Source organism: Streptomyces sp. NPDC005955, assembly GCF_042871255.1.
GTDB lineage: Bacteria > Actinomycetota > Actinomycetes > Streptomycetales > Streptomycetaceae > Streptomyces.
Window position 1 is genome coordinate 375,277 of sequence record NZ_JBIAIF010000003.1, and the last position, 24,126, is coordinate 399,402.

General features: G+C 72.6%; 22 protein-coding genes and 1 riboswitch. Of the genes, 13 read left to right on the forward strand and 9 right to left on the reverse strand.

Annotated features, from left to right (window positions below):
* Positions 1–18: 18 nt before the first annotated feature.
* A complete protein-coding gene (locus ACFYOU_RS10120; RefSeq protein WP_385485726.1) occupies positions 19–420 on the reverse strand; it encodes a hypothetical protein in 402 nt (133 codons plus the stop codon).
* A 212-nt stretch (positions 421–632) separates the two neighbouring features.
* Here ACFYOU_RS10120 and ACFYOU_RS10125 point away from each other — a divergent pair, with 212 nt between their 5' ends.
* The 6 genes from ACFYOU_RS10125 (at position 633) to ACFYOU_RS10150 (ending at position 8,015) form a co-directional block, all read left to right on the forward strand.
* Positions 633–1,253, forward strand: a complete 621-nt coding sequence (locus ACFYOU_RS10125) for a heme-copper oxidase subunit III (protein ID WP_385485724.1) — start codon at positions 633–635, stop codon at positions 1,251–1,253.
* Positions 1,254–1,330: 77 nt separating this feature from the next.
* Positions 1,331–2,137: a c-type cytochrome gene (locus ACFYOU_RS10130; RefSeq protein WP_389767023.1), complete on the forward strand. Its 807-nt coding sequence runs from the start codon at positions 1,331–1,333 to the stop codon at positions 2,135–2,137.
* Complete coding sequence (locus tag ACFYOU_RS10135; RefSeq protein ID WP_389767021.1) at positions 2,134–3,192, forward strand: Rieske 2Fe-2S domain-containing protein; 1,059 nt, start codon at positions 2,134–2,136, stop codon at positions 3,190–3,192. The genes ACFYOU_RS10130 and ACFYOU_RS10135 overlap by 4 nt, the downstream gene beginning before the upstream one ends.
* Positions 3,189–4,832, forward strand: coding sequence for a cytochrome bc complex cytochrome b subunit (locus ACFYOU_RS10140; protein WP_389767019.1), 1,644 nt, complete (start codon positions 3,189–3,191; stop codon positions 4,830–4,832). Before ACFYOU_RS10135 ends, ACFYOU_RS10140 begins: the two co-directional genes overlap by 4 nt.
* Positions 4,833–5,048: 216 nt before the next feature.
* Positions 5,049–6,113: an anthranilate phosphoribosyltransferase gene (gene trpD / locus ACFYOU_RS10145; RefSeq protein ID WP_391304613.1), complete on the forward strand. Its 1,065-nt coding sequence runs from the start codon at positions 5,049–5,051 to the stop codon at positions 6,111–6,113.
* Positions 6,114–6,236: 123 nt separating this feature from the next.
* Positions 6,237–6,353, forward strand: a riboswitch (SAM riboswitch).
* A 246-nt stretch (positions 6,354–6,599) separates the two neighbouring features.
* Positions 6,600–8,015 carry an aminotransferase class V-fold PLP-dependent enzyme gene (locus ACFYOU_RS10150; RefSeq protein ID WP_391304614.1) on the forward strand — a complete coding sequence of 472 codons (1,416 nt, stop codon included), beginning with the start codon at positions 6,600–6,602 and terminating at the stop codon, positions 8,013–8,015.
* Here the strand turns inward: ACFYOU_RS10150 and ACFYOU_RS10155 are convergent.
* The 7 genes from ACFYOU_RS10155 to ACFYOU_RS10185 all read right to left on the reverse strand — a co-directional run bounded on the left by ACFYOU_RS10155 (position 7,964) and on the right by ACFYOU_RS10185 (position 14,624).
* A complete protein-coding gene (locus ACFYOU_RS10155) occupies positions 7,964–9,178 on the reverse strand; it encodes a glycerate kinase (protein ID WP_389767013.1) in 1,215 nt (404 codons plus the stop codon). The genes ACFYOU_RS10150 and ACFYOU_RS10155 overlap by 52 nt on opposite strands.
* Before the next feature lie 109 nt (positions 9,179–9,287).
* Positions 9,288–10,700: an SLC13 family permease gene (locus tag ACFYOU_RS10160; RefSeq protein ID WP_389767011.1), complete on the reverse strand. Its 1,413-nt coding sequence runs from the start codon at positions 10,698–10,700 to the stop codon at positions 9,288–9,290.
* Positions 10,701–10,875: 175 nt separating this feature from the next.
* Positions 10,876–11,538, reverse strand: a complete 663-nt coding sequence (locus ACFYOU_RS10165; RefSeq protein WP_385485709.1) for a response regulator transcription factor — start codon at positions 11,536–11,538, stop codon at positions 10,876–10,878.
* Positions 11,535–13,079, reverse strand: coding sequence for an ATP-binding protein (locus ACFYOU_RS10170; protein ID WP_391304616.1), 1,545 nt, complete (start codon positions 13,077–13,079; stop codon positions 11,535–11,537). The genes ACFYOU_RS10165 and ACFYOU_RS10170 overlap by 4 nt, the downstream gene beginning before the upstream one ends.
* Positions 13,018–13,419, reverse strand: coding sequence for a hypothetical protein (locus ACFYOU_RS10175; protein WP_391304617.1), 402 nt, complete (start codon positions 13,417–13,419; stop codon positions 13,018–13,020). Before ACFYOU_RS10175 ends, ACFYOU_RS10170 begins: the two co-directional genes overlap by 62 nt.
* A 138-nt stretch (positions 13,420–13,557) precedes the next feature.
* On the reverse strand, positions 13,558–13,839 hold the full coding sequence (locus ACFYOU_RS10180) for an Lrp/AsnC family transcriptional regulator (RefSeq protein WP_385485703.1): 282 nt from the start codon (positions 13,837–13,839) through the stop codon (positions 13,558–13,560).
* A complete protein-coding gene (locus ACFYOU_RS10185; protein WP_391304619.1) occupies positions 13,836–14,624 on the reverse strand; it encodes a rhomboid family intramembrane serine protease in 789 nt (262 codons plus the stop codon). Before ACFYOU_RS10185 ends, ACFYOU_RS10180 begins: the two co-directional genes overlap by 4 nt.
* Before the next feature lie 184 nt (positions 14,625–14,808).
* Between ACFYOU_RS10185 and ACFYOU_RS10190 the strand changes: the two genes are divergently transcribed.
* The 5 genes from ACFYOU_RS10190 (at position 14,809) to ACFYOU_RS10210 (ending at position 20,589) form a co-directional block, all read left to right on the forward strand.
* Positions 14,809–15,048, forward strand: coding sequence for a hypothetical protein (locus tag ACFYOU_RS10190; RefSeq protein ID WP_385485699.1), 240 nt, complete (start codon positions 14,809–14,811; stop codon positions 15,046–15,048).
* A 35-nt stretch (positions 15,049–15,083) separates the two neighbouring features.
* A complete protein-coding gene (locus ACFYOU_RS10195) occupies positions 15,084–16,433 on the forward strand; it encodes an NYN domain-containing protein (RefSeq protein WP_389767002.1) in 1,350 nt (449 codons plus the stop codon).
* A gap of 343 nt (positions 16,434–16,776) precedes the next feature.
* Positions 16,777–17,904, forward strand: a complete 1,128-nt coding sequence (locus ACFYOU_RS10200) for an NlpC/P60 family protein (RefSeq protein ID WP_391304621.1) — start codon at positions 16,777–16,779, stop codon at positions 17,902–17,904.
* Between the two features lie 326 nt (positions 17,905–18,230).
* Entirely contained in the window at positions 18,231–19,262 is a 1,032-nt protein-coding gene (locus tag ACFYOU_RS10205; RefSeq protein ID WP_389766998.1) for an NlpC/P60 family protein, read from the forward strand.
* Positions 19,263–19,332: 70 nt separating this feature from the next.
* Complete coding sequence (locus tag ACFYOU_RS10210) at positions 19,333–20,589, forward strand: hypothetical protein (protein ID WP_391304623.1); 1,257 nt, start codon at positions 19,333–19,335, stop codon at positions 20,587–20,589.
* A gap of 25 nt (positions 20,590–20,614) precedes the next feature.
* Here ACFYOU_RS10210 and ACFYOU_RS10215 read toward each other — a convergent pair whose 3' ends face one another.
* Entirely contained in the window at positions 20,615–21,649 is a 1,035-nt protein-coding gene (locus tag ACFYOU_RS10215) for a helix-turn-helix domain-containing protein (RefSeq protein WP_391304625.1), read from the reverse strand.
* A 116-nt stretch (positions 21,650–21,765) separates the two neighbouring features.
* Here ACFYOU_RS10215 and ACFYOU_RS10220 point away from each other — a divergent pair, with 116 nt between their 5' ends.
* Both ACFYOU_RS10220 and ACFYOU_RS10225 read left to right on the forward strand, forming a co-directional pair.
* On the forward strand, positions 21,766–22,662 hold the full coding sequence (locus tag ACFYOU_RS10220; protein WP_389766992.1) for an alpha/beta hydrolase: 897 nt from the start codon (positions 21,766–21,768) through the stop codon (positions 22,660–22,662).
* 105 nt (positions 22,663–22,767) lie between these two features.
* Positions 22,768–23,910: a glycosyltransferase gene (locus ACFYOU_RS10225; RefSeq protein WP_391304627.1), complete on the forward strand. Its 1,143-nt coding sequence runs from the start codon at positions 22,768–22,770 to the stop codon at positions 23,908–23,910.
* The last annotated feature ends 216 nt before the right edge of the window (positions 23,911–24,126 follow it).

A 24,126-nucleotide genomic window follows, 5' to 3' on the forward strand; every position in this document is an offset into this window, starting at 1 on the left:
AACCCCCACCCGTACGCGTCAGGCCTGCACGGCCAACCGGCTGCGCAGCAGTTCCGCCAGCGCCCGCGCGAACTCCACGGGCTCCACCGGATGGGTCACCGCGGCCTCGGCCCGGCTCCAGGTGGCCAGCCAGGCGTCCTGGGGGCGCCCGATCAGCAACAGCACCGGCGGGCAGCGGAAGACCTCGTCCTTGATCTGGCGGCACACGCCCATGCCGCCCGCGGGAACCGCCTCGCCGTCCAGGACGCACGCGTCGATCCCGCCCCGGTCCAGTTCCTTGAGCAACGCGGGCAACGTGGCGCACTCGATGAACTCGACCGGCGGCACGTCCGTGGCCGGCCGGCGCCCCGTAGCCAGCCGCACCTGCTCCCGCGTGTTCGCGTCGTCGCTGTAGACCAGCACCGTGGCGGTCGGCTGCATTGTTCCTCCGAGTGCTTGGGGGCTCCGGAGCCTGCCTGGCCCGGGGCTGTGGGATGCCTGGGACGGGAACCGTTGGGGCGGATGCTACTCCCTCGGACACCTCGTCAACACCGGTTCGGACACCGTCGCGATGGGCCATCCGGGCAGCGCACGGCGTGCGGACACACCGAACGGCACCCCCCGGAGTGAGGGCGAGATAAGCGACCGACATAATGTCGGTCGTGGCGACAGCAACGACAGTAGAAACCGGGCCCGCGCACCCGTCGGTCAATCGACCGAACCTCACCAGCGTCGGAACCATCATTTGGTTGAGTTCCGAGCTGATGTTCTTCGCGGCCCTCTTCGCGATGTACTTCACCCTGCGATCGGTGACCGGCCCCGAGTTCTGGAAGGAACAGGCAGCAGCCCTGAACCTGCCGTTCTCGGCGACGAACACCACGATCCTGGTGCTCTCCTCCTTCACCTGCCAGCTCGGCGTGTTCGCCGCCGAGCGGGGTGACGTGAAGAAGCTCCGGATGTGGTTCATCGTGACCTTCATCATGGGTGCGATCTTCATCGGTGGTCAGGTCTTCGAGTACGTGGAGCTGGTGAAGGAGTACGGCCTCTCGCTGTCCTCCGACCCGTACGGCTCGGTGTTCTACCTGACGACCGGCTTCCACGGACTGCACGTGGCGGGCGGACTGATCGCCTTCCTCCTGGTCCTGGGGCGCACCTACGCGGCCAGAAGGTTCACTCACGAGCAGGCGACCGCCGCGATCGTCGTGTCCTACTACTGGCACTTCGTCGATGTCGTGTGGATCGGCCTCTTCGCCACGATCTACTTGATCAAGTAATCGGGCGGCGCCCCACCGGGGCCGCATCCCGACCACCCGAAGCATCGACGCAGAAGATCCTGACACCGGGGTAATCCGTGAAAAAGCTCTCCGCACGACGACGCCACCCGCTGGCGGCTGTCGTCGTCCTACTCCTCGCGCTGGCGGCCACCGGGGGGCTGTACGCCGTGTTCGCGCCGGCGGACAAGGCGCAGGCCGAGACCGCCCAGTCCCTCGCCATCGAAGAGGGCAAGAAGCTGTACGCCGTCGGCTGCGCGAGCTGCCACGGCACCGGCGGTCAGGGCAGTTCCGACGGCCCGCCGCTGGTGGGCGTCGGCGCAGCCGCCGTCGACTTCCAGGTCGGTACCGGCCGGATGCCCATGATGGCCCAGGGTGCCCAGGCCCCGAAGAAGAAGGCGGTCTACACGCAGGCCGAGATCGACCAGCTCGCGGCCTACATCGGCGCGATGGGTGCCGGTCCCAGCATCCCGACCAAGAAGCAGTACAGCCCCGAGGGCGCGGACATCGCCAACGGTGGCGAGCTGTTCCGCAACAACTGCGCGCAGTGCCACAACTTCACCGGCCAGGGCGGTGCCCTGACCAAGGGCAAGTACGCGCCTGGCCTGGACGGCGTCAGCCCGAAGCACCTCTACGAGGCGATGCAGACGGGTCCGCAGAACATGCCCTCCTTCCCCGACACGACGATGCCGGAGAAGGACAAGCGGGACATCATCGCGTACGTCAACGCGGTCAACGGTGACAAGACCGTCCACAACGGTGGTCTGAACCTCGGCGGCCTCGGGCCGGTCAGTGAGGGTCTGTTCGCCTGGATCTTCGGTCTCGGCGCGCTGATCGTCACTGCCATCTGGGTCGCCGCTCGGACCGCAAAGGCCAAGAAGTCATGAGTAGCCAAGACATTCCAGAAGAGAACCTGCCCGCAGCGCAGGACCACGCCCACGGCGCCGTAGCCCTGGCCGACACGGAGAATCCGTTCGCGGACCCGGGTCTGCCCCCGCACGAGCACCGCATCCAGGACATCGACGAGCGGGCCGCCAAGCGCTCCGAGCGCACCGTCGCCCTGATGTTCGTGCTGTCGATGCTCGGCACGGTCGCGTTCATCGTCGCCTACGTGATGATCCCGGTCGACAAGTCGATCTACATCTGGCCGATCGGGCACATCAACGCGCTGAACTTCACCCTCGGGTGGACCCTCGGCGTCTCGCTGTTCCTGATCGGCGCGGGCGCGGTCCACTGGGCCCGCACCCTGATGTCCGACGTGGAGCACGTGGACGAGCGTCACCCCATCGCCGCCTCGCCCGAGGTCAAGGCGAAGGTGATGGCGGACTTCCGACAGGGGGCGGAGGAGTCCGCGCTCGGTCGCCGCAAGCTGATCCGCAACACGATGTTCGGTGCCCTGGCACTGTTCCCGCTCTCGGGCGTCGTCCTGCTCGGCGGCCTCGGCCCCGCGCCCGGCACCAAGCTGCGGCACACCCTGTGGGCCAAGGGCAAGCTCCTCGTCAACATGAACACCAACGAGCCGCTGCGTCCCGAGGACGTCATCGTCGGTTCGCTGACGTTCGTCAAGCCCGAGGGCCTCGAAGAGCACGACCACGGCTTCCTCACCGAGATCACCAAGGCAGCCGTGATGATCGTCCGGCTCCAGCCCGGTGACATCAAGGACAAGCAGGAGCTGGCCTGGTCCCACGACGGGATCGTCGCCTACTCCAAGGTCTGCACCCACGTCGGCTGCCCGATCAGCCTGTACGAGCAGCAGACGCACCACGCGCTCTGCCCGTGCCACCAGTCCACCTTCGACCTCTCCGACGGTGCCCGGGTCATCTTCGGCCCGGCCGGTCACCCGCTTCCGCAGCTGCGGATCGGCGTGAACTCGGAGGGTTACCTTGAGGCGCTCGGCGACTTCGACGAGCCTGTCGGTCCGGCCTTCTGGGAGCGCGGATGAGTACCACGACGACCAACGACCGCGAGACCACCCGCCGGGACAAAGCGCCCGCGGGTGAGCGGGTCGCCGACTGGGCGGACGGCCGGCTGGGGATCTACTCCCTGGCCAAGGCCAACATGCGCAAGATCTTCCCGGACCACTGGTCCTTCATGCTGGGCGAGGTCTGCCTCTACGCCTTCGTCATCATCATCGTCACGGGTGTCTATCTGACGCTGTTCTTCCACCCGTCGATGAACGAGGTGGAGTACCACGGCCCGTACGTGCCGCTCCAGGGCCAGCTGGTCTCCGAGGCGTTCAACTCGACGATGAAGATCTCGTTCGAGGTCCGCGGTGGTCTGCTCATCCGGCAGATCCACCACTGGGCCGCGCTGATCTTCCTGGCCGGCATGTTCGCGCACATGATGCGCGTGTTCTTCACCGGTGCGTTCCGCAAGCCGCGTGAGGTCAACTGGGTCTTCGGATTCCTGCTGTTCGTCCTCGGCATGTTCACCGGGTTCACCGGTTACTCGCTCCCGGACGACCTGCTGTCCGGCACCGGTGTCCGCTTCATGCAGGGCGCGGTCCTGTCCGTGCCCATCGTCGGCACGTACCTCGCGTTCTTCCTGTTCGGCGGGGAGTTCCCCGGTCACGACTTCGTGGCGCGCTTCTACTCGGCCCACGTCCTGCTGCTACCGGGCATCATGCTGGGCCTGATCGTGGCCCACCTGATCCTCGTCGTGTACCACAAGCACACCCAGTTCCCCGGCCCCGGCCGCACCCAGAAGAACGTCGTCGGCATGCCGCTGATGCCGGTCTACATGGCCAAGGCGGGAGGCTTCTTCTTCCTGGTCTTCGGCGTCATCGCGGTCATCTCCGCGATGGTCACCCTGAACCCCATCTGGTCGATCGGCCCCTACCGGCCGGACATGGTGTCCACCGGCGCGCAGCCCGACTGGTACATGGGCTTCTCCGAGGGCCTGATCCGGGTGATGCCCGGCTGGGAGATCAACTTCGCCGGACACACCCTGGTACTGGGCGTGTTCATCCCGCTGGTCATCTTCCCGTTGGTGCTGGTCTCGATCGCGGTGTACCCGTTCATCGAGTCCTGGGTCACCGGTGACAAGCGCGAGCACCACCTGCTGGACCGTCCGCGCAACGCCCCGACCCGGACGGGTATCGGCGTCGCCTGGATCACCTGGTACGTGGTCATGCTGATCGGTGGTGGCAACGACCTCGTCGCCACGCACTTCCACCTGTCGATCAACGCGATCACCTGGTTCGTGCGCATCGCGTTCTTCGTGGCGCCGGTCCTCGCCTTCATCATCACCAAGCGGATCTGCCTCGGCCTCCAGCGCCGGGACCGGGACAAGGTGCTGCACGGACGCGAGTCCGGCATCATCAAGCGCCTGCCGCACGGCGAGTTCATCGAGATCCACGAGCCGCTCAACCAGGAGGCGCTGCACACGCTCACCCAGCACGAGCAGTACAAGCCGGTGGAGATCGGCCCGCTGGTCGACGAGAACGGCGTCGAGCGCAAGGTGTCCCGCCTCCAGAAGGCGCGCGCCCGCCTCTCGAAGGGCTACTACGGCGAGCAGGGCCAGATCGCCAAGCCCACCGCCGAGGAGTACAAGGAGATCACGGAAGGCCACGGCCACCACTGATCCCCCGGCCGGGACCCCGCGCGGGGGTCCCGGCGGTCGCCACCCGAAGAGCCCCGTCCACTGCCCGGACGGGGCTCTTCGCGCTCCCCGGAGCTGGATAGGGTGGAGCGCGAAGGGCGCCGGCCGGGCCGGTCCCGTCCACGGGCGCGGCAGCGCGTCCGTCACCGTCCGCCGCACGGGCCCGACCCCGTACGGCCCGCAACCCAGGAGCGACCCATGAGCGCTGTGACCCCCGCTGGAGGCGACACCACGGCGGTCCGTTCCTGGCCGCAGGTCCTGAACGCGTTGCTGTCGGGCGAGGACCAGGGAGCCGACGCCACGGCCTGGGCGATGGACCGCATCATGCGCGGGGAGGCCACCGACGCGCAGATCGCGGGCTTCGCCGTCGCCCTGCGCGCCAAGGGCGAGACGGTCGAGGAGATCACCGGCCTGGTCCGCGCCATGTACGAACACGCCCGGACCATCGAGGTGCCCGGGCCGAGCGTCGACATCGTCGGCACCGGCGGGGACGGCGCGCGCACGGTCAACATCTCCACCATGTCCGCGATCGTCGTCGCCGGGACCGGTGCGAAGGTCGTCAAGCACGGCAACCGCGCCGCGTCCTCCGCGAGCGGTGCCTCCGACGTGCTGGAGAAGCTGGGCGTCAATCTGGAGCTGACGCCGCAGCGGGTGGCCGAGGTCGCCGAGGAGGCCGGCATCACCTTCTGCTTCGCGGTGAAGTTCCACCCCGCGCTGCGGCACGTGGGCGCCGCCCGCAAGGAACTCGGCATCCGCACCGTCTTCAACTTCCTCGGCCCGCTCACCAACCCGGCCCGGGTCGCGGCGCAGGCCACCGGGGTCGCGGACGCGCGGATGGCCCCGGTGGTCGCCGGGGTGCTCGCCGAGCGGGGCTCGTCCGCCCTGGTGTTCCGCGGGGACGACGGCCTGGACGAACTCACCACCACCGCCACCTCCCGGGTGTGGGTGGTGCGCGGCGGAGCCGTCGCCGAGCAGCCCTTCGACCCCCGGGACGTGGGCATCGACCTCGTCCCGGTGGAGGCGCTGCGCGGCGCCGACTCCTCCTACAACGCCGATGTCGCCCGCCGGCTGCTGGCCGGGGAGACCGGTCCGGTCCGGGACGCGGTCCTGCTGAACTCGGCGGCGGCGCTGGTGGCGCTGGCCCCGGGCGACGCCCCGTTGGCCGATCAGCTGCGCGCGGGGATGGCGCGGGCCGCCGAGTCGATCGACTCGGGCGCGGCCCACCGGGCCCTGGACCGCTGGGTCGCCGCCAGCAACGCCTGACCCGCTGCGCCCTGCGCGCTCCGGCCGCTCCGCCCGCCGCGGGGCGGCCGGTCGCGTTCCGTGGCGTCCGGGATGCGGAACGGGCTGGTGCGTTCCGCCGGTCGTCTGGCATGATTCTTCGCAGGTCATGAGTGACAGCGCATCGGCCCCGGCCTGCTGTCCGGCAACCCTCCGTCCGTGGCGGGGTGCCCCGGGTGAAGACCAGGTCGTAGGCAGCGAGGTCTACGGCAAGCGCGGACCCCTCGCGTCTCCAGGGGTCCTGGTCGTCGAGGGAGCGGTCTCGTGAGCAAGCGAATGCGATAGGGCGCAGCGCCCCACCTCCGCGCACGCCCTGTCCGGTGTGTTCCTTCCCTTCACCCACGCCGTGTGTCCGGCCGGTCCCCGTCGTCGCCTCCGGGCGTCGCACCGGTGCCGAGCCGTGCCCCGCCGCGCCTTCCGCGGTGCTCATGCGTGGTCCACCGCATCTGCCTCATACGGGAGTTCGTCATGTCCGCACGCGCCACCACGACCACTCACGCCGACGCCGACCCCGCCTGTGTTCCGGGCGCCGCCGGGTCCCTCACCGAGAGCCCGCTGCCCGTCCTCGGTCGTGACGTGACCGTGCCCCTGGTCACCGGCGGGGAGGTCGACTACGCCGCGCTCGACTACGCCGCGAGTGCCCCCGCGCTCCAGCGGGTCTGGGACGACGTGGCCGCCTACGCGCCCTACTACGGCAGCGTCCACCGCGGTGCCGGCTACCTCTCCCAGCTCTCCACCGACCTCTTCGAGAACGCCCGCCGCACCGTCGCCGAGTTCCTCGGCTGCCGGGACGGCGACGAGGTGGTCTTCACCCGGTCCACCACCGACTCCCTCAACCTGCTGGCCGCCGCGCTGCCCGCCGACTGCGAGGTCTTCGTCTTCGAGACCGAGCACCACGCCTCCCTGCTGCCCTGGCGCGACGCCCGGGTCACCTACCTCGACGCGCCCCGCACCCCCGGCGAGGCCGTCGACACGCTGGAGCGGGCCCTCGCCGACCGCGACCCGTACGGCCCCGCCCTGGTGTGCGTGACCGGTGCGTCCAACGTCACGGGCGAGCTGTGGCCGGTGCGCGAACTCGCCGCCGCCGCCCACGCCCACGGCGCCCGGATCGTCCTCGACGCGGCCCAGCTCGCCCCGCACCACCCGGTGGACGTCGCCGACCTCGACGTCGACTGGGTTGCCTTCTCCGGGCACAAGCTGTACGCGCCCTTCGGCGCCGGCGTGCTCGCCGGGCGCGCCGACTGGCTGCGGGTGGCCGAGCCGTACCTGGCCGGTGGCGGTGCCTCGCGGAAGGTGTCGCGGCGCGCCGACGGGGGAGTGGACGTCGAGTGGCACGACAGCGCGGCCCGGCACGAGGCCGGCTCGCCCAACGTGATCGGCGCCTACGCCATCGCCTCCGCCTGCAAGGCGCTCACCGAAGCGGGCTTCGACCGACTGGTCGCCCGTGAGGAGCGGTTGATCGACCTGGTGCGCGCCGGGCTCGCCGAGGTGCCCGCGGTACGGGTGCTGTCCCTGTTCGGGGACGACGCGCCCAGGGTCGGGGTGATCTCGTTCGTGGTGGACGGGTGGAACAGTTCCCACTTCGCCGCCGCGCTGTCCGCCGAGTACGGCATCGGGGTGCGCGACGGGCTGTTCTGCGCCCACCCGCTGGTGCGCACCCTGCTCGGCACCGACCCGCAGGACCCGGGGGAGTGCGGCGCCCCGGAGGCCGCGCCCGGCGAGCGTTCGCTGAACGCCGTCCGGGTCAGCTTCGGGGCGGGCACCCCCGACGAGCACGTGGAGCGCTTCGTACGGGCCGTACGGGAGTTGGTCACCGACGGGGCGCGCTGGCGCTACCGCACCGAGGACGGGCGCTGCGTGCCGGACCCCACCACGGCCGCCTGACGCGGGTGCTCGGTCATCCGGGTGCCGAGCTGGATCATCCGTAGCGCGCGCTCGGTCGCGTCGGTCAGGAACTCGCCGCCGCGGCCCAGCGCTTCGGTCAGGGAGACCGGCGCGGGCAGGATCGACCCGTAGGCGTCCACCCCGATGGAGCGCACCTGGTGGGCGCCCTCGCCGAGGGTGCCGGCCAGCGCGAGCACCGGGCGGCCGTGCAGCTTGGCCCGCCGGGCGACCTCGGCGGGCACCTTGCCGCGCGGGGTCTGGTGGTCCAGGGCGCCCTCGGCGGTGACCACCAGATCGGCCCGGGCCAGTCGTTCGTCCAGCCCGAGGCGGTCCAGCAGCACGTCGAAGCGGGGCAGCAACCGGGCGCCGAGCGCGGCGAGTCCGGCGCCCAGGCCGCCGGAGGCCCCGGTGCCGACGCCGTGGCACAGGTCGGTGCGCACCTTGAGGTCACGGGTGAGGACGGCGGCCCAGTGTTCCAGGGCGGCGGCCAGGTGTTCGACCTGCTCGGGGGTGGCACCCTTCTGCGGCCCGAAGACCCGGGCCACCCCGCGCTCCCCGCACAGCACGTTGTAGGGGTTGCAGGCGACGCGCATCTCCACCTCGGCGAGGCGCGGGTCGAGTCCGCTGGTGTCGATGCGGTCCAGCCGGGTCAGGGCGCTGCCGCCGTACGGGAGTTCCCGGCCGTCCGCGTCGAGCAGCCGGGCGCCGAGGGCCTGGAGGGCGCCCGCGCCGCCGTCCGAGGTGCCCGAGTCGCCGCAGCCGACGAGGATGCGGCGGGCCCCGGTGTCGAGGGCGGCCCGGATCAACTCGCCGACGCCGTAGGTGGTGGTCGCGCCCGGGTCCCGCAGGTCGCGGGGGACGAGGGAGAGTCCGGCGACGGCGGCCATCTCCACCACGGCGGTGCCCTCGCTGTCGCCGAGCAGCGCGAAGTGGGTGCCGATCCGGTCCCCAGTGGGCCCGGTGGCGCGCAGCGGGACCAGTCGGCCGCCGGAGGCCGCGGCGAGCGCCTGGGCGGTGCCCTCGCCGCCGTCGACCAGCGGTATCAGGTCGATCTCGGCGTCGGGGACGACCCTGCGCACGCCCTCCGCGATGGCCTCGGCGGCGGACTCGGCGGACAGGGACTCCTTGAAGCCACTGGGGGCGATGGCGAATCGGGTCAGCATGGTGGACTCCTGTGACGGATGAGGGTGGGCGGGCGCACGGCCCGCGGGGTGGTGGCGCGGTCGGACCGAGGGGTCGCGACCGGGCCGGTCACATCGGGTGGACGGTGCGTCAGGTCAGGGGGATGCCCAGCAGCGGCCAGACGAGCACGGCGAACAGCAGCACCAGCACGGCGGTCAGCGGGGCGAGGACGGCGGACATCCGGAGCAGATGGCCCGGGGTGTAGGTCGGGATGCCGGGTATCTCGGCGTAGAGGGTGACCGGCTTGGCCGACGCGGGGAGCGTGTGGCAGAAGCCCGCCGCCGCGGTGGAGGCGAGGGCGGCGGCCACCGGGTTCACTCCGGCGCCGGCCGCCGCCGCGACGACCAGCGGCACCAGGACCGAGGAGCGGGCCGAACGGGACTGGAGGAGCAGGTGCGCGGCGGTGGACACCGCCACGACGACCCCGAGGAACAGCCACGGCGGCAGGTCCAGCGGTATTCCGCCGACCAGCCACTGCGCCGCCCCCGAGTCGGACAGGGCGAGGCCCATCGCCATCGTCGCCGCCATGAACAGCAACATGGACCAGGGCACCGTCTTCAGGGCGTCCTTGAGCCGTACCGTGCCGAGCGCGGGGGAGGCGGCGACGACCGCACCGATCAGGGCGACCACCGCGGGCGGCACCCGGTGCAGCGGCTCGCTGCACCAGAGGGCGATCACCGTGGCCAGCAGCAGGGCGCAGCGGGTCTCGGCGGCCTCCCAGGGGCCGGTGACCGGGTGGTCGCTGTGCTCCTGGATCTGTTCGACGGTGATGTGCACGGGGCCCTTGCGGTCCTCCCGCTTGGTGGTGGTGAACAGCACCACCTCCGCCGCCAGATGGGAGGACACCACGGCCAGCGGCAGCCCGATCAGCAGCCACTCGGTGAAGCCGATCCGCTCGCCCACCGCGTCCCACAGCACGGACACGGTGATCAGATGGGCGCCCGCACCGATCAGGGTGGCCACCGCCGACAGCAGGATCACCGTCGGGAACAGCAGCGCCAGCATCACGACCAGTCGGGTGCGGTCCGCGAGGACCTTCGCCAGGGCGAGGAACACCGGCATCGCCAGGGCGGCCCGCCCGGAGGTCGCGGGCACCGCGAACGCGGTCACCACCAGGGCGGCCGTCGTCAGGTGCACCAACTGGCGGACCGTGCGCGCGCCGCTCACCAGGAAGGCCGCGGCCCGTCCGGCGAGCCCGGTCCTGGCGACGGCGGCGGCGAGCACGAACGCGCAGATCAGCAGCCACACGGTGTCGTCGCCGAGGGTGCCGAACAGGGCGTCGCTGCTGATCACACCGGTCGCGGTGAGGGCGAGCCCGGCGCCCAGGGCGATGTACGTGTCGTCGATCGGGGTGCCGATCCAGGCGCAGGTGGCCAGCGCGAAGATGGCGAGGGTGATCCGCGCGTCGCCGCTCAGCCCCGGGAAGTTGCCGGGGACCGCGAGCAGCGCACAGATGCTCAGGGCCACGCACAGGGTCGCCATTTGCCGGAGGTTCACAGTCACATGAGAGAGCTTTCACTCCGGCGGTGAGCGCTCCATGAGCCGTTGATGAAAGGAACTTCACGCGGCTCGCAGCCGTCGCGGAGCCGGCCCCGGACACGCCCGCGCGGGGCCACCGGGGCACGCGGGCGCGTGCTCGGTGACCCCGCGCGCTGCCGTTCCGGCGCGGGCCGGTGGCTCACTCGGGCAGTCGGTACCCCATGCCCCGTACGGTCTCCACCCGGTCCGCGCCCAGCTTCTTGCGCAGGGCGCGCACGTACACGTCGACGATGTTCGAACCCGGGTCGAAGTCGTAGCCCCAGACGTGGGACAGGATCTGCTCGCGCGACAGCACCTGGCCGGGGTGGCGCAGGAACAGTTCGAGGAGGACGAACTCACGGGCGGTCAGGTCGACCGTGCGGTCACCGGAACGGGCCCGGCGGGTGCGCAGGTCGAGCGTCAGTTCCCCGTTGCGCAGCACGGTCACCTCGGGCGCCCGGGCCGCGGTGCGCAGCCGCAGCCGCACCCGGGCGAGCAGTTCCTCGAAGCGGAACGGCTTGGTCATCCAGTCGTCGGCGCCGCCTTCGAGCCCGGCGACGGTGTCCCGTACCGAGTCCCGTGCGGTGAGCACGATCACCGGGACCGAGACGCGGGCCTCGCGCAGCTGCCGCAGGACGGTGAAGCCGTCCTTGCCGGGCAGTCCGATGTCGAGGACGATCAGGTCGAAACCGCCGGTGACGGCGTAGTCGTAGGCGGACTCGCCGTCGGTGACGGCGGTGGTGGTGAAGCCGTTGGCGCGCAGGCCCTTCTCCACGAAGGAGGCGATGCGCTCCTCGTCTTCCACGATGAGTATTCGGTTCACGGTGCCGCTTCCTCGGTGGGCTCGTCCAGTGTGGGCAGGAGGATCGTGTCGCCGTCGGGGACGCCCGGGTCCCCGAAGACCAGGGCGAAGGTGGCGCCGCCGCCTTCGGTGGGCCGCAACTCGACCCGTCCGCCGTGCCCTTCGGCGATGGCCTTGACGATGGAGAGGCCGAGTCCGGCGCCGGTGCCCCGGGCGCCGCGCCGGGCGGTGCCCCGCCGGAACCGCTCGAAGATCACTTGCGCGTCCTGCGGCTGGACCCCGGGACCGGTGTCCGCGACGTACAGCTCCACCCGGTCGCCCTCGATGCGGGACCCGAGGGTGACCCGCTGCCCGGCGACGGTGTGCTGCACGGCGTTCTGGGCGAGTTGGACCATGGCCTGGGTGATCCGCTGGGCGTCGAGGCGGACCTCGGCGTCGGCGACCGAACCGAGGGTCCACTCCCGCTCCCCGAGGGCGCGGGCCTTCACGAACACGTCGGCGGTCAGTTCGCCGAGCTGGACCGGTCCGGCCGCGACGAAGTCGGGCCGCTCGGCCTTGGCGAGCAGGAGCAGGTCCTCCACGATCCTGCTCATCCGCTCCAACTCCTCCAGGACGATGCGGACGGTCTCCTCACGTTCGACGGGGTCGTCGCCCATCAGCTCCAGATGGCCCCGGACGATGGTGATCGGGGTCCGCAGTTCATGGCCGGCGTCGTCGACGAACTCGCGCTGGGCGGCGAACGCCCGTTCCAAGCGGTCGAGCATGGCGTTGAACGTCTCGGCGAGCGCGGCGACGTCGTCGCGGCCCTGCACCGGGATGCGCCGGGTCAGGTCCTGCTCGGTGAGCTGGGCGGCGGTCGTGCGGACCAGCCGCACCGGTCGCAGGATGCGCCCGGCGACCGCCCAGCCGATGCCCGTGGTCATCAGCAGCGCCACCCCGGAGATGGCGATGAGCATGGTGAACACGTCATTGGCCTTGGCCTGCTCGCCCGCGGGGTGGAACGCGACGACGAACGCCGCCGGGGGGTGTCCGGGGCGGGACTCGATGCTCACCTTCGCCCAGCGGACCTCACCCCCGGAGCGGTGCAGGGTGCCCATGGAGTCCTTCGACTCGAAGATCCTGGTGTACGCCTCCTGGTCCTCGGCCAGGGGGGCCTTGACGCGGACCTCCCGCGCCTGGACCCGCTTGGCCGGAACCTTCCCGGCCCGTCCGAGCAGCCCCAGCAGCTCTTCGTCGGGGTCGGCGTACTGCCGCTCCAGGAACAGCCGCAGCAGCGCGTCCGGATCGGCGAAGCGCTTGCCCGTACGGGGGTCGACGCCCTGTTGGGCCAGGTTCGCGAACTCCTCGGTCTCCTGGACGAGCAGTCCGTGGATGCGGTGGTCGGCGTCCCGCAGCAGGACCGAACGGGTCGCGAAGGCGACGGCGCCGAGCGCCACCGCCATCACCAGCAGCAGCCAGAGCATGATGCGCAGTCGGGCGGACACCCAGCGGCGCACCGGGTCAGCCGTCGTCACCGTTGTCGTCGCCGCCCGGGCCGTCGTCGTCCTGTCCGGGGCCGTCATCGTCGTCACCGCTCGGGGAGGAACTGGTCGACGCGCTCGCCGAGGGGCTCGTCGAGGCGCTGGTGCTCGGACCGGCGCTCGGGCCGGTGCTCGGCTTGGTGCCGGTGGGGGCCTCGCCCACGGGGGGCGGTGACACGGTCTCGTCGCTGGGCTCGGGACGAGGGGAACCCGGAGTCTGCGGGACGCCCGGCGACCCGCTGGGGGAACTGCTCTCCAGCTCCACCTTGGTCGGCACCTTCCGGTCGTCCGGGGTGTCGGTGAGGGCATAGCTCGTCACCGCGATGCCCAGCGGGATCGCGACGACCGCGGCGAGGGCCGCTATGCGGTGAGTGAAAACCATGAGGAGATCGTGACGAACCGAACCGAACCGCTGGATGAGCCGGAGATGAGGACTTCTTCATCTTCGGGGCGCGCGGGACCCCACAGGAGTAAAGGGGTGCCGGGCGGGGGAGGCGGTGCGACGCGGGCGGGGCCGGTGTCAGGAGTCCAGTCCGATGGCGAACGCGGCTTCGAGGTCGTGCTGCGAGTAGGTGCGGAACGCCACGTGGGTGTCGGTGCCCTCGACCCCGGGGATCTTGCTGATCCGGCCGGGGATGATCTCGGCCAGTTCCTCGTGCGCCCGGACCCGGACCATCGCGATCAGGTCGTACGTCCCGGTCACCGAGAAGACCTCGCTGACGCTGTCCAGGGCGGCGATGGCCTCGGCGATCTCGGGGATGCGGTCCACGCTGGTCTTGATGAGCACGATCGCGGTGATCACGGCTTGCTGTCTCCCTCGGTGGCCGCGGCTGGTGGCTTCACTGTAGCCCGCGCCCGACCGGGGCTCCCCTGGTCGTCGCGCGGGCGCGGAGCGGGCCGGCCGCGGGCCGCCCAGCCGGCCAGCAGACCGAGCGCGAAGCCGATCAGGTGCGCCAGGTACGCCACCCCGGGCCCCGCGCTCCGCCCGCTCGCCGCCAGCCACTGGAGGCTCACCCAGAACGGCAGCACCACCCAGGCCGGGAAGCGCAGCGGCAGGAAGAACAGGAACGGGAACAGACTGGTGACCCGCGCCCCGGGGAAGAGACAGAGGAAGGCCCCGAGGACCGCCGAGATCGCCCCCGACGCTCCGACCAGGGTCTGCGCCGAGTCGGCGTGCGCCACCGCGTACCCGCACAGCGCGAGGGCGCCGCACCCCACGTACAGCGCGAGGTACCGCAGCGGACCCAGGCGCTTTTCGGCCATCACCCCGAAGACCTGGAGGAACAGCATGTTGCCGAGCAGGTGCAGCCAGCCGCCGTGCACGAACAGTGCCGTGACGGGCGTCAGCAGGGCCCGGGGCTCCCCGGCGAGCAGATCGGCGGGGACCACCCCCCAGCGGGCGTACAGGGCCCGCTGGGCGGCGACCAGGGCGTCCCCGGTGCCGTGGCCCGTGGTGAGTCCGGCCGCCGGAGAACAGACGAAGGCCACCGCACAGGCCGCGATCAGTGCGTACGTCACCGGCGCCGCCGCCACCCGCGGCAGCCGCCGGCCGGGCGCGGCCCGCCCGTCACCCCGGGAGCCGATCATGAGCAGATCATGACGGAACGGGACCGAAACCGTACGGTTGCCCCGCCGTGGCCGGGGGCCGAGCGGGGGCGGCGCTCCAGGTCGTAGGGTTACGGCGACACACGCCCCGGCGACGGGCGCACCACGGAGCTGGACGGGGCGCGCCGCCGCGGGCGCCGGCACCCGACGGAAAGTGACGCTCACGATGACGGTTCCCCTGCCGACCGACACCACGCGGTGGCGCTGCACGCTCTGCGGCAACCTCACCCGCTTCGACGTGACCCGCTCGTCCAAGGTGGTCGAGTACGTCCACCTCGACCTGGCCGGTGAGTCGAAGGTGGAGGAGCGCGAGGTCGTCAGTGAGACCATCGAGTCGGTGCGCTGCCGATGGTGCAACGCACTGGACAACGTGGAACTCGTGGACAGGCCGGGCGCCGACTCCTGACGGAGCCGGCCCCGCACAGCTAGTGGGGTGGACGGATGACGGAGAGCGGAGGCGGGGTGCCGGACGACGGCACCGCCGAGGTGCTCGACCACCCGCTGCCCGAGGGGGTGCGCCGCCGGGTCGTCCAGATCGTCTCGGACGGCTTCGGCGGGCTCACCCCGTCCGAGCTGCCGAGTGCGCTGCGCCAGTACGCCCGTTTCACCCCCAGCCGCCGCGCCAAGTTCGCGGGCAACGCGATGGCGGCGGCCGTGGAGGGCGACGCCCTGTTCCGCCAGCGCATCGCGGAGTCCCTGCGGCAGGCCCAGCCCGAGTTGGCCGGGGCCCTCGACTCGGGGGCCCCGCCCCCCGCCGCCGACCCGCTGGACGTGGCCGCCGCCGCGTACGTGCTGCGCCCCACCGGATGGGTCAAGCTGGTCGCCGCCGCCGGTGAGGAGGCCCAGCGCGCCGACGCCGAGCGGGCCGACGAGGAGGCCCGCGCCGAACTCGACCGGCTGCGCACGGAGCTCGCCGAGGCGCGGCAGCACACGCGCGCCGAGACCGAGCGGTTGCGCAGCGAACTGGACACCGCCCGCCGGGAGGCCGACTCCGTCCAGCGCAAGCTGCGCGGCGCCCTGAGCGACGTCAAACGGGGCCAGGCCGAGCTGCGCAAGGTGCACGGCGAGCTGGAGGCCGTCCGCGCCGAGGGGCAGGTCCAGCTCTCCGCCGCGGAGAGCGAGACCCGGCGCCTCAAGTCCCGGCTGGGCGAGGCCGAGGCCGCCCTGGAGGCCAGCCGCCGGGCCGCCCGGGAGGGCCGCAGCGTCGAGGACATGCGGCTGCGGCTGCTCCTCGACACCCTCCTCGACTCCGCCCGGGGGCTGCGCCGCGAACTCGCCCTGCCGCCGGTGTCGGTGCGCCCCGCCGAGACCGTCGACGCCGTCGAGCCGGGCCGGATGACCCCCAAGGACATCGCGGCGCGCGCCCTGTCCGAACACGATCCCGCGATCCTCGACCAGCTGTTGGACCTCCCGCAGGCCCATCTCGTGGTCGACGGCTACAACGTCACCAAGACCGGCTATCCGCAGATGCCCTTGGAGAAGCAGCGGTTGCGGCTGCTCGGCCAGCTCTCGGTGCTCGCCGCCCAGACCGGCGCCGAGATCACCTGCGTGTTCGACGGCGCCGAACTCGTCGCACCGGTGCTGCTCGCCCCGCCGCGCGGGGTGCGGGTGCTGTTCTCCAAACCCGGGGTGACCGCCGACGAGCTCATCCGCCAGCTCGTGCGCGCCGAACCGCCCGGCCGACCGGTGATCGTGGCCTCCACGGACCGGGAGGTGGCCGACGGGGTCGCCAAGGCGGGCGCACGTCCGGTGGCCTCCGTGATGCTCCTGAAGCGGTTGTCACGGGGCTGAAACCCCCGAGGTCCGGCATGTCACCCGTTCCCGCCGCCCCAGCCGTCCCCTCTGTCCCGTCTGTTGGCTCTGTGCTCTTTGTGTCATCCACGGCAGTTGATCGCATTGGGGCGACTTGTGTGCGACATAGCGTCAATCCGACATCACTACTGGTGAGTTGTTGGTAAAGATTGCCGGTCACGATCGAGATTTTTCCGGTGAGGATTTGAACTGATCACAAGAGGGTCACTAAGGTCGGGCGTCGAACCTCCGCTCGGGTGATCGCTCAATGGGAGCGACGGTGGAGGAGCACCGCCCGCCGGCGTTCTCGGTAGGCGGCTGAGGGAAGAAGGAGCTCGCCTCCGTGGCGTCCCACCGTCGACCGAAGCAGCCGAGCCGCGCCCGTGTGACCGTGCTCACCGTGACCGCCGCCGCGGCCGTCGCGCTCACCGCCCAGTCCGCCCAGGCCGCGCCGAGCGAGAAGCCCACCAAGGACGAGGTCAAGTCCAAGGTCGACAAGCTCTACGAAGAGGCGGCCCAGGCCACCGAGAAGTACAACGGGGCCAAGGAGAAGCAGGAGAAGCTGGAGGGGGAGATCGGCACCCTCCAGGACAAGGTCGCCCGCGGCCAGGACGAGGTCAACGAACTCCGTTCCGACCTCGGCTCGCTCGCCAGCGCCCAGTACCGCAGCGGCGGCATAGACCCCTCGCTGCAACTCCTCCTCTCCGCCGACCCGGACAGCTACCTCGACAAGGCGTCCACGCTGGACCAGCTCAGCGGTCAGCAGGTCGAAGCGCTGCGCACCATCCAGGAGAAGCAGCGCTCCCTGTCCCAGCAGCGGCAGGAAGCCGGCGACAAGCTGGGGGACCTCGCCGACACCCGCACTGAACTCGGGGACAAGAAGAGCGAGGTGCAGGCCAAGCTCAACGAGGCCCAGAAGCTCCTCAACTCCCTGACCGCCGCCGAGAAGGCCGCCCTGGAGGCGGAGGAGCAGCGCGCCAGCCGCAACAGCGAGCGCACCGCCCTCAAGGCCCAGCAGGACCAGGCGAAGAAGGACTCCGGGAAGTCCTCCGGCAGCGGCAAGTCCGGCAGCACCGCGACCAACACCGACACCGGCACCCCCGGCTCCGGCAAGCCGACCTCGGGCCGCACCGCCTCCGCGTACGCCGCGGCGCAGAGCAAGCTCGGCAAGCCGTACATCTACGGGACGAACGGCCCCAACTCCTTCGACTGCTCCGGTCTCACCTCCTGGGCCTACGCCCAGGCGAACCAGACCATCCCGCGCACCTCGCAGGCCCAGACGCAGATCGGCACCCGGATCAACTCGCAGAGCGACCTCCAGGTCGGCGACCTGGTGTTCTTCTACTCCGACCTGCACCACGTCGGCTTCTACGCCGGCAACGGCCAGGTGCTGCACGCCCCGCGCAGCGGCACCGTCGTGCGCTACGAGCCGATGAGCAACATGCCGTACATGTTCGGCGTGCGGGTCTGACCGCACCCGCCACCACACCCCTCTCCGCCGCCCGCGGGCCGTCCAGGCCCGCGGGCGGCGGCGTGTTGACCCCGCCGGGGCGCCGCAGCGCGGCGCATTCCGCCGACGGGGCGCCCTGCCGCGGCGGGCTGACGTTCGCCGCACCCTCCGAACGGGCGAAATCCCGAATCGTCCGCTGACCCCCGCCCCCCGGATGACCTGCGTCTGCGGCACCTCGTCACCGTGCGTGCGCGAGCCGGTCGTTGGTCGTGACGGGGTCGCCCGGCTACTGTCGGCGCGCATTCCCCCGCCTCGGGGGACGTCAAGCGGAAGGAGTGCGGCCAGCCGTGGGGTCCCATCGCCGCCCAGCGCAGCCCGGCCTCGACCGGAGCGCCCGCGTCACCGTCCTGTCCGCCGCCGCGGCCACCGCGGCGGCGGCGCTCGTCGCGGGCTCCGCCCACGCCGCACCCCGTGACACCCCCGCCGAGACCCGGGCCGAGGTCGATCGGCTGTTCGCGCAGGCCGAGCAGGCCACGGAAGCCTTCAACGAGGCCGACGAACGCGCCGATCGACTGCGCACCACCGTGGCCGGGGCGCGGGACCGGGTGGCCCGCGGCCAGGAACGCATCAACACCATGCGCGGGGCGCTCGGTTCGCTCGCCGGGGCGCAGTACCGCTCCGGGGCCGTCGCCCCCTCGCTGGAGCTGATGCTCTCCTCCGACCCCGACTCCTACCTCGAACGGGTCGCCGCCCTCGACCGCATCGGCACCCGGCAGGTCGGCGAACTCCAGCAGCTCCAGCAGGCGCAGCGCACCCTCGCCCAGGAGCGCGCCGAGGCCACCCGGGCCCTCGCCGAACTGGAGCGCAGCCGGGCGGACGTGGCCCGCCGCAAGCAGGCCGTGGAGCGGAAGCTCGGCGCGGCCCGCCAACTCCTCAACTCCCTGACCCGGGCGCAGCGCGACGCCTACGACCGGGCCTCGCGCTCCGGGCGCGACACGCTCGCCCCGCCCGGCGCCGGACCGGCGGCCCCCTCCCAGCGCGCCGCGTCCGCCGTCGCCGCCGTGCGTTCCGCCGTCGGCCGCCCCTACGTGTGGGGCGCCAACGGGCCCACCGGGTTCGACTGTTCGGGCCTCATGCAGTGGTCGTACGCACAGGCCGGGGTCGGTCTGCCGCGCACCTCCCAGGCGCAGCGGTACGCCGGTCGCCAGGTGCCGCTGTCCCAGGCCCGCCCCGGTGACCTGGTCGCCTACCGCAGCGACGCCAGCCACATCGGGATGTACGTCGGCAACGGTCAGGTCGTGCACGCCCCCTACCCGGGTGCCCCGGTCCGCTACGACCCGGTCGGGATGATGCCGGTCTCCTCGGTGACCCGGGTCTGAGACCGCCCCGGGGCGCCCCGGGCCGCCGGTCGCGGTCGGGCTCGCCCGGGACGGCCCGTACGCTCGGAGCATGGCGGCGCACGGGCCCGGCGGGCGGAGCGCGCGACGGTGGCGGACGTCCGCCCTGCTCGCGCTGGTGATGGCTGCGGCGCTGCTCGCCGGCCCGATCGGCTGCGGTGCCCCCGCGGCGCCGGCCCCGCTCCGCGTCGACGAGGCGCAGCGGGTCCTCGACCAGCGGGCGCGGGCCGTGCTCGCCCGGGACACCGCCGGCTACCGGGCGACCGGCGACCCCGGCCCCGGTGGTGGGGCGCCCCCGGCCGATCCGGTGTTCGACCGGCTCGCCCGCGTACCCCTCGACTCCTGGAGCTACCGCGTGCGGGGCGTCGACCGGTCCGGCGACCGGGCCGCCGTCCGCGCCGACCTCGCCCACCGGATCGAGGGTTACGACCGGGCGCCGGTGGTCACCGCCCGCCTGCTCGACCTGCGGCTGCGCGGGGACCGCTGGTACGTGGCAGGTGACCGGCCCGCCGCGGGCGCGCCCCGTCACCTGTGGGAGCAGGGGCCGGTGGAGGTGGTGCGCGGGAAGCGGTCGCTGGTCCTCGGCGCGGGCCCGGACCGGGCGCGGCTCCGGGAGTTCGCGGCGCTCGCCGACCGGGCGGTGCCGGGAGTGAGCGCCCAGTGGGGGCAGGACTGGGCCCGGCGGGTGCTGGTCCTCGTACCCGGGTCGCTGGACGGGATGGGCGCGCTGCTCGGGCAGCCGGCCGCCGGGTACCGGGGGATCGCCGCGGTCACCACCGGTGAGGTCGGCGGACGCGGACCCGCCGACCGGATCGTCGTCAACCCGCGGGCGTACGGGGCGCTCGGCGCCTTCGGCCAGCGGGTCGTCCTCACCCATGAGACGGTCCACGTGGCGACCCGGGCCCACACCTCGGCGGCCACCCCGCTGTGGCTCTCCGAGGGGTACGCGGACTGGGCGGGGTACCGCGCGGCGCCCGGCTCCGGGACCCGCACCGACCGCCAGCGGGCCCCCGAACTGGAGCGGGCGGTGCGCGGCGGCCGGGTTCCGGAGCGGTTGCCCCAGGACGCCGACTTCGGGTTCGCCCGCGACCCGGCCCGGTTGGCGCGGGCCTACGAGGGCGGCTGGCTGGCCTGCCGGCTGATCGAGGAGCAGTGGGGCGCGGCCGAACTGAACGCCTTCTACCGGGCCGTCGGCGCCGGTGCGGACCGCGCGGGCGCGGTCGAGGACGCGCTCCGCGAGGTGCTCGGGGTGACGGAGGCGGAGTTCACGGAACGGTGGCGGGCCCGACTGACACGGACACTGGGCTGACCTCGACCTGACCGGCGCCCCGCGTTCAGCCGTCGTGCAGTCGCCAGGCGGTCAGGGCGAGGGCGGCCCGCATCAGACCGCGCGGTTCGGTGAGTTCGATGTCCAGGACCTTGGCGATCTGCTTCAGCCGTCGGGCGACGCTGCTGTGGTGCAGATGCAGCAGGTCGGCGGCCCGGCGCAGCGAACCGGTGGCGCAGTAGGCGTCCAGGGTCTCCAGGTCCTCGGAGTTGCCCGCGATGCGGGCGACGGCGGCCACGTCGGCGTTGTCGTGCGTGGTGTCCCGGGGCACCTGGGCGAGCAGCGCCAACGCCCCCAGGTCGTCGTGGTGGACGACCGGCCGGCGCGCGGTGGTGAAGCGCAGGGCGGTGCGGGCCCGCTGCCAGGACCGGTCGGGGCTCCCGCCGGAACCGATGCCCGCCCGCACCCCGTCCGGGAACCCGGTCCGGTCCACGGTGGTGGCCAGGACGGCGCCCACGTCGGCCAGCGGCGCCGACTTGACCGGGCGGGCCGGGCAGATCAGCGCGGCGATCCGGTCGAGCGGGAGCCGCGCCTGCACGGCGACGACGTGGACGGGGGAGTGGGCGGTGAAACCGAGCAGGCGTAACGCCCGGGCCCGGGCCGCCTCGTCGCTGTCGGAGCTGATCACCAGCTCGACCAGGGCGGGGTCGGCCATGGTGGTGCGCGCCGGACCGTACCGTTCGACGGCCGTCGCGGCGGCGATGGCGAGCCGGTCCAGGAGGATGCCGTCGAGCGCGTTCGGCGCGCCGGGGCGTTCCAGCCACGCCGTGCCGATCTCCTCCTCGTCGAGCGTGATCGGCGTCGTCGTGGACGCGGGGGACGACGCGACGGGCGCCGGCTCGCCGTCCGGGGCGACCCGGATCGCCCGCCCGGTGCCGTGCAGACGTATCCCGGCCACGCACTCCGCCAGGCCGGCCGAGGCCCGGGCGAGTGCGGAAACGTTCACCCGCCGATGGATCAGCGTGTCGTAGAACGCGACGATGCGCAGCGCGCCGTCGACGTACGGATTCAGTCCGGACAGCCGTACGGCCAGTGCCTCCATGGCAGGAGAGTAGGCCCCGGAACGGGGAAGGAGAAGCGCCGACCGGTGCACGATCCGGGTGGATTGCCCGACAGTTGGCGGGTGTGCCCCGGGCAGCCGGTGGTGAGGATGACGCCATGGATCCCGAACTCGAAGCATTCGTCCATCTGCTCCCCCCTGCCGACCTTACCGACCCGGTCGCCTTCCGCGAGGTCTATGCCGCCCTGGCCACCGAGAAGTCGGTGCCGGAGGCCGTCGGGCTGGAGATCGAGGACCGCACGGTGCACGCCGACCCCGACGTGGCGGTGCGGATCCACCGCCCGGACCAGGCGCAGGGCGCGGTCGTATGGTTACACGGCGGGGCCTGGGTCGTCGGTGACCTGGACGTCGGACAGCACTGGGGCGTCCTGATCGCGGAACGTTCCGGTGCGACCGTGATCTCCGTCGACTACCGCCTCTCCCCCGAGAACCGGTTCCCGGCCGCCCTGGACGACACCTACGCCGCGCTGGCCTGGACGTTCGAGAATGCGGCCGAACTGGGCATCGACCCGGAGCGGATCGCGGTCGGCGGCCACAGCGCCGGCGCCAACCTCGCCGCCGCGGTCGCCCTGCGCGCCCGGGACGAGAACGGCCCGCCCATCCGCTTCCAACTGCTCAACGAGGCCATCCTCGACGACCGGCAACAGACCTGGTCGGCGCAGAACTTCACCGACACCCCCTGGAACACGCGGGCCGTCCGCGGCGCGGCCTGGGGGCACTACCTGGGCTCCCAGCCCGCCACGCCGTACGCCGCACCGGCCCGCGCCGAAGACCTGTCCGGCCTCCCGCCGGCCTACATCGCCACCGCGGAGTTCGACCCGAACCGCGACGAGGCCATCACCTACGCACAGCGCCTGCTCCAGGCGGGGGTCTCGGTCGAACTGCACCAGTGGCCCGGCACCTTCCACGGGTCGCAGGCGCTCCAGTCCGCCGAGGTCTCCCAGCGGCAACTCACCGAACTCGGCACCGTCCTGCGCCGGGCCCTCGCGGGCTGAGGCCCTCCCGGCCACGGCGCTCGGGGGGCGTGCCCGACCGCGCGTTCCGCCGACCGCCGTGGCCGGCGACCCGGTGGCGTCCCGGGTTCGGTACTGTCGAGGCCGATGCGAAAGACCCTGATCGTCACGAACGACTTCCCGCCCCGGCCCGGTGGTATCCAGGCGTTCCTGCACAACATGGCCCTGCGGTTGGACCCCGAGCGGATCGTCGTCTACGCCTCCACCTGGAAGCGGAGCCGCGAGGGCGTGGAGGCCACCGCCGCCTTCGACGCGGAACAGCCCTTCACCGTCGTCCGCGACCGCACCACCATGCTGCTGCCGACCCCGCGCGTCACCCGTCGGGCCACCGCGCTGCTGCGCGAGCACGGCTGCGAGTCGGTGTGGTTCGGGGCCGCCGCCCCGCTCGGCCTGATGGCGCCCGCACTGCGCGCCGCGGGGGCGCAGCGGCTGGTCGCCACCACCCACGGCCACGAAGCGGGCTGGGCGCAACTGCCCGCCGCCCGGCAACTGCTCCGCCGGATCGGCGAGTCGACGGACACCCTCACCTACCTCGGTGAGTACACCCGCTCCCGGATCGCCGGTGCGCTGACGCCGGCCGCCGCGGCCCGCATGGTGCAATTGCCGCCGGGCGTCGACGAGAAGACCTTCCACCCCGGCTCGGGCGGCGACCTGGTGCGCCGACGCCTCGGCCTCGCGGACCGGCCCGTCGTCGTGTGCGTCTCCCGACTGGTGCCGCGCAAGGGACAGGACACCCTGATCGAGGCGATGCCCCGCATCCTGGCCGCCGTGCCGGACGCGGTGCTGCTGGTGGTGGGCGGCGGCCCGTACGAGAAGGACCTGCGCGCGCTCGCCGGGACGACGGGGGTCGCCGACTCGGTGCGGTTCACCGGGGCGGTGCCGTGGTCGGAACTGCCCGCCCACTACGGCGCGGGGGACGTCTTCGCGATGCCGTGCCGCACCCGTCGGGGCGGACTCGACGTCGAGGGCCTGGGGATCGTGTACCTGGAGGCGTCCGCCACCGGGCTGCCCGTGGTCGCCGGGGACTCCGGCGGCGCTCCGGACGCCGTCCTGGAGGGCGAGACCGGCTGGGTGGTGCGCGGCGGACGCCCCGAGGAGGCGGCCGACCGGATCGTGACCCTGCTCGGCGACGCGGAACTGCGGCGGCGGATGGGGGAGCGCGGCCGGGCCTGGGTCGAGGAGCGTTGGCGCTGGGACCTGCTGGCGGAGCGGCTGCGCGAACTGCTTTGACCGTCCGCCCGGGCCCACCGATCGGTCCGGGCGCCGGCCTCGAACGGGGCCGTTCGCGCAGTTCCCCGCGCCCCTGACGGGGCACTCCTGTGGCGCACGGGTCGGAAGCCGCCCCGGTGGGGGCGCGGGGTACTGCGCACGACACCGGCGCACCCGTGCAGGGCAGCGCACCGCCAGGTGAACGTACCCAGAGGGGCGCGGGGAACGGCGCGGGCA